Below are 6,110 nucleotides of genomic sequence, written 5' to 3' on the forward strand. Positions count from 1 at the left end.
GTGGAACACTTTAAACAAGAACTAGCAAAATATATAGAATACTATAATCACAAACGAATCAAGGCAAAATTAAAAGGCATGAGCCCGGTACAATACCGAGTTCATGCCCAACGGGCTGCCTAACGAAATAACCTGTCTAACTTTATGGGGTGCAGTTCACGTAGTGGAGATCGACTTTTTAAGTTGAAAATTCTCTTAACATATAAAGTTTCTGAAATAGGAAATATAGCATTGTCGCTGCCGTTCATAAAAGTATACTTTTACGAATGGGGTATTTTTGATTAAAAACACCTGTTTTGAGCGTTTGTAAAACCACAAAAATCATTTTCGAACGTTCGCTTATTTTTAATATATTTTTTCGAACGAGAAAACAGCTACTGAATTGTTTTATTTCGTTTTTCTTCCTAAAATATCCGCAAATACCCCGATTACAGCGGATTATCCCTGATTAAATGACCTTACTGGCATGTAAGCACCAGATGAAAACGCTTCCTTTCACTATCTCGGCCTTTTCCTTATGAATGTCCTCTCTTCCCTTGAATCTAAATCTCAGCATGTTACGATAAAAAGGTTGAAAAATACGAACAGAATTACGAACAATGAACTTTTAGGGGGCATAATGTTGAGAGATAAAATTGTTGCATTTTTAGGAGCCGGTTCGATGGCAGAGTCGATGATTTCAGGAATTGTGCAGGTTGGGAGCATACCAGCAGAGAGAATTTATGTGACAAATCGCAGCAATCAATTACGACTAAAGGAAATGAATCACGTGTATGGAGTTCATGCGGTCCATCAGGATGCATTGCCATATGAAGAAGTTGATTTCTTTATTTTGGCAATGAAGCCCCAGGGAGCAGCAGATGCTCTCGATGCACTCAAAGAGAAAGTAAGAGTGGATCAAGTTGTGATTTCTGTATTAGCGGGCATTTCCACTGAATTTATGGAAAATCATCTACAGCTTGGACAGCAGGTTGTGCGGTTGATGCCGAATACGTCGAGTATGATCCGGGAGTCGGCAACTGCGTTATGTCCGGGAAGACATACAGGGATGGACAATGTGATAGCAGTGAAAGAACTGCTTGGCTGTATGGGAAAAGTGTTCTTAATTGAGGAAGAGCAAATGGATATTTTTACAGGAATTGCAGGAAGCGGACCTGCATACTTCTATTATTTAATGGAGCACATGGAACACGCTGGCGTTGAAAAGGGTATGGATGAAGCGATGGTCCGTGAGATTGTTGCCCAAACGATTTTAGGCGCAGCCAAGATGATTTTGGTGAACGACGAAGCACCGGCAAGTCTCAGAGAGAAGGTCACTTCACCAAATGGAACGACAGCATCCGGACTTGCTGCTTTACGGAAAAATAATGGCGGCAGAGCCATTTCACAGGCGATTCATCAAGCGGCGAAACGTTCGAAAGAGCTGAATGAAGAGATGGCAGTAGCATTGGTGACGTCTTAATCAGAGTTTAAGAATGTAGGTTTAAAGGAGAAAAATCAGGAGGGATAGGATGTTCAAAGAAAAGAAACAGATAAAGAGAGTTGTTATTAAGATTGGAAGCAGTTCACTGACCAGCATGCATGGTGAGCTCAGCCGCAGAAAACTTGAGAAGCTGGCGGATCAGATTGTAGAGCTAAAGGATGCAGGATATGAAACGGTTTTAGTTTCTTCTGGAGCAGTAGCAGCGGGCTATCGTAAGTTAGGGTGCATCAAGCGTCCATCTGCCTTACCTGAAAAGCAGGCAGCAGCTTCCATCGGACAGGGTCTATTAATGGAATCTTACTCAGAACTCTTTTTATCTCACGGATACGTCGCTTCACAGCTGTTAATTACAAGAAGTGATTTTTCCGATGAAACACGCTATGGCAATATGAAAAATACGATGAATGTCTTATTGGAACGCGGAATTATTCCGATTGTAAATGAAAATGATACAGTCACAGTCGATCGATTGAAATTTGGAGACAATGATACGCTGTCTGCTAAGGTGGCCGCGCTGATTGGTGCTGATTTCCTGATTATTTTATCTGATATTGATGGACTTTTTAATGACAATCCGAACAATAATCCAGATGCGAAATTGCTTAAAAAAGTAGATGCCATCACACCTGAAATTGAAGCAGCAGCTGGGGGAACAGGAAGCCCAGTCGGTACAGGCGGCATGAAATCAAAAATTGCAGCCTTTAAAATTGCGATGGCATCCGGCATTCAGTCCTTTTTAGGAAAATCAAGCACAAGGGATATCCTGATGGATGCAGTGAAGGGCACTGCCAGAGGTACGTATTTTGAGCCGAAGCCGAATGCCTTTAACCTTGATAAGAAAAAGCAATGGATTGCGTTTCATTCAGGCCCTGAGGGCAAAATCATCATTTCTCAAAAAGCGAAAACAGCCATAATTGATCAGCAGAGAAATATATATCCAATCGATATTCAGGAAGTGAACGGAAGATTTAACGATGGGGCCGTTGTGACCATCCTTGACGAAGAGGGAGAAGAATTCGGTCTCGGCAGAATCAACTTTTCAACTGAACAGCTGACACAAGAAACTAAAAACGAAACGGCGGCAGCTATTGATCAAGAGACGTTTGTATGTTCTCTCGATTTCTCAATGAAGGTGCCAAGCTAAAAACTTACAGGAGGGGTTTTGATGAGTGTTGCACCGCTTAAACCAATGACGGTGGAAGAACAGGCAATCACAGCGAAAAAAGCAGCGAAAATATTAAGCATGCTGACAACTGAGGAAAAAAATGATGCACTTAGAATTGTAGCGAATGAATTAGAAAAAGAATATGGAATCATTTTGGACGCAAATAAAAAGGACTTGAAAAAAGGAAGAGAAAAAGGGTTTGACCAGGCGTATATGGATCGTCTTGCACTAACTCAAGAAAGAGTCAGTGACTTTGCAGAGGGACTGCGCCAGGTTGCTGGTCTTCCGGATCCAACGGGTGATGTTCTTTCCGGCTGGACGCTTGAAAATGGTTTGAAAGTGCAAGAGGTACGCGTTCCCCTTGGTGTCATTGGAATGATTTACGAAGCACGTCCAAATGTAACGGCAGATGCGGCAGGACTTGCATTGAAGTCAGGTAATGCAATTGTGCTGAAAGGAGGATCATCCTCGCTTTCATCCAACAAAATGATTGTTGAAGTGATGCACCGCGCCCTTGAAAAAACAAAGATACCTAAAGAAGCCGTGCAATTCATTGCTTCAACAGACCGTGCGACAACTCAGAAGTTATTTACCATGAAGGAGCATATCGACGTTTTAATTCCTAGAGGCGGTGCTTCTTTAATCAAGGCGGTTGTAGAAAATGCGACGGTTCCGGTCCTTGAAACAGGTGTAGGAAATTGCCACATCTATTTTGATAAAGAAGCTGAGGCAGAAAAAGCTTTAAACATAATTATCAATGCCAAGACAGATCGTCCTGCTGTATGCAATGCAGCGGAAACACTTATCGTTCATAAAGATTGGCTGAGTGAAAATAAAGAAATTCTTGCAGAAACGTTAAAGGAATATGGCATTACGATTCACGGTGATCAAGAAGCAGCTGCAGTCTTGCTCAATGTAATCCCTGCAAACGAAGAGGATTGGGCCAACGAATATTTAAGCTTAGATCTTGCAGTTAAAACGGTCAACAGTCTAGATGAAGCCATTGAGCATATTGATCAGTACGGCACAAAGCATTCAGAGGCTATCATTACAGAAAATGATGATACGGCTAAGCGATTCATGCAATTAGTGGATGCAGCCGCAATATACCACAATGCTTCCACTAGATTTACAGATGGAGGAGCACTCGGCTTTGGGGCAGAAATCGGCATCTCAACCCAAAAGCTTCACGCGCGCGGACCGATGGGATTGCCTGCACTGACAACGATTAAATATATGATGAGTGGGAATGGGCAGATTAGGTAAGAAGTCTATTTTCAACAGGACCGATCATCCTTTTTAGTAAGGGTGGTCTTTTTTTGCGGAAATCAGAAAAAAATTCGCAAAAATCCTTTGCTTAAAGGCATAACAGCATCCTTATTTTGAACATTGAGCACGTTTTAGCCGATGCGGGATATGATTTTAAAGCTGTCTATAGAAGAACAAAAACAATACCGTGAAGATTTGTTGCAATGGTGTGATATCTTATTTATTTTCACTGGGAAAATATAAAACCGAGGTTTTCAAAACTCTTTTACATAAAAAGTTTAGAGGAATGGAAAAAGTCAAATCGCGAATTAAAAGGAAAATTACAGATAGATTTAAAAGTGGATTTCGATGACTATCAGACATCTAAAAGCCTATATGAGCAGTCGGAACTGCTACACGAAGAATCACAGGGGTATCAAGAAAAGAAGGTGAATCTGGTTTGAGAAAGATACCTGGGGGTTACCCGCTGATTCTGATAGGGGAATAGTAATGCTAAGTAAGGAGGCAAACGATACAGTAGAAGAACTTGATAAAGAATGGATTGAACTCATTCAAATGGTTATTAATTTGGAAATACCGATACAAGAAATAAGAAATTTTGTATCAGACTATAAACAGCAGTAAGTTGATAAAAAAGGGTACCGCGTCCACCAAAAACGATAAACTGAGCTTATAAGTTACAAGAAAAGTCCAAAATTTCGTATTGGGGATCCTACAAAATTTTAACTTGATGGCGATGTGACGCTACCCATGGCTGTACCCCTAGATAGAAGTATTGATGCATTTTCTGAAGTATTTTCAGACGTCTATTGGAAAGAAAATAAAGCTAAAGAGGTAAACGGATAATGAAGAAATTATTCAAAAACTCTTTAAAGTGGCTTTTATTTACTTTTTTATCAACACTCATCAGCATGCTTTTTACAGGATTATCGACCTTTACTTTGGCTTTTTTTATGAAGTGAGTTTAAGCATTACATTCATATGAAAGAAATACCTTTCATATCGTAGTATTGTAAAAATTAGATAAAAAAAGATTAAGAAATTTTTCTATCTTCCTCTTGTGAAAAAAGAATGTCAAAGTGCTCAATAGGATTAACTACCCCTTTATTTAAAACATTGCCTTCTGATGATAGTAAATACGAAAATGGAACACTAGAGATACCAAGATCTTCTAGGTCTCCTTCTTTTATTAAACTTACCTGAAAATTATTTAAAAAGTACTCGTTTACATAGTTCAGTGCTTCTTCTTTTTAAGCCACCATTAAAATAATAAATTCCTTGTTTGAATACTTTTTTCTCACTAGATCTAATATAGCGTATACACGTTTACATATACTAGAAGTAGATTGGGTGAAAATCAGTACTGTTTCTTTATTAGGAGAATTAATATTTAATTCATTCCCATAAATACTATTAAAAACTTTTGGGTAGGGTAATGGGTACCTATAGGAAAACCATCTTCGCCTTTGTAAAGAGTTGTTTTATTTCTTTTATGTGATTTTTCTACTGTCTTATATAAGAAATGAACCATGAACGATAATATTAACAATATAAACCAGATAATGCTATAGAGATAACAATGATTGAATTCATTATTTTTCCCCCTTAAATATTAAAGATATGAATCGTCTACACTTATCTGGACAGAAGTTTTAAGGGCAGATACACTTAACACACTACAGATAAGGGAGAATTCAAAATGACCAAGCGAGAACGCCGTACGTTCACTTCCGAATTTAAACAACAGATCATTCAACTCTACCAAAATGGGAAAAACCGTAAGGCTCTTATTGAAGAATATGAACTTACTCCTTCTTCTTTAGACCGGTGGATACAACAGAGTTAAAACACAGGTTCTTTTAAAGAAAAAGATAACCGTTCACCTGAGGAACAAGAACTTATTAAACTACGAAAAGAACTGAAGAAGTTACAGATGGAGAATGATATTTTAAAGCAAGCCGCGCTGATACTAGGACGAAAGTAAATGTCATTAAACGGAACAAAGATAAATACTCGGTATCAGCAATGTGTGGCGTCCTAGAGCTTTCAAGGAGTACCTATTATTACGAAGCAAAAGAACGAATCTCAGAAGACGATGTCACAAACGCCATTTTAGATATTTTTGATAAAAACCGTAAGGCGTACGGAACACGTAAGATTAAGGTTGAATTAAAGAAAAGAGGCTTTACGGTC

5 protein-coding genes and 1 pseudogene are annotated in these 6,110 nt (G+C 38.9%); all 6 read left to right on the forward strand.

The window, feature by feature from the left end:
* Positions 1 to 123, forward strand: a 123-nt coding sequence (locus tag ACFX4L_RS24675; protein ID WP_377406570.1) for an IS3 family transposase, incomplete at its 5' end; no start/stop codon positions are given.
* Between the two features lie 496 nt (positions 124 to 619).
* A complete protein-coding gene (gene proC / locus ACFX4L_RS24680) occupies positions 620 to 1,462 on the forward strand; it encodes a pyrroline-5-carboxylate reductase (protein ID WP_284470704.1) in 843 nt (280 codons plus the stop codon).
* Between the two features lie 49 nt (positions 1,463 to 1,511).
* Complete coding sequence (proB, locus tag ACFX4L_RS24685; RefSeq protein ID WP_284470705.1) at positions 1,512 to 2,627, forward strand: glutamate 5-kinase; 1,116 nt, start codon at positions 1,512 to 1,514, stop codon at positions 2,625 to 2,627.
* 18 nt (positions 2,628 to 2,645) lie between these two features.
* A complete protein-coding gene (locus ACFX4L_RS24690) occupies positions 2,646 to 3,914 on the forward strand; it encodes a glutamate-5-semialdehyde dehydrogenase (RefSeq protein WP_483878240.1) in 1,269 nt (422 codons plus the stop codon).
* Positions 3,915 to 4,406: 492 nt separating this feature from the next.
* Entirely contained in the window at positions 4,407 to 4,541 is a 135-nt protein-coding gene (locus ACFX4L_RS24695; protein WP_284470707.1) for a hypothetical protein, read from the forward strand.
* Between the two features lie 1,075 nt (positions 4,542 to 5,616).
* Positions 5,617 to 6,110, forward strand: a pseudogene (locus ACFX4L_RS24700) (transposase); the annotation flags it as partial.

It is taken from the genome of Peribacillus sp. YIM B13482 (assembly GCF_042787975.1).
Classification (GTDB): domain Bacteria; phylum Bacillota; class Bacilli; order Bacillales; family DSM-1321; genus Peribacillus; species Peribacillus simplex_A.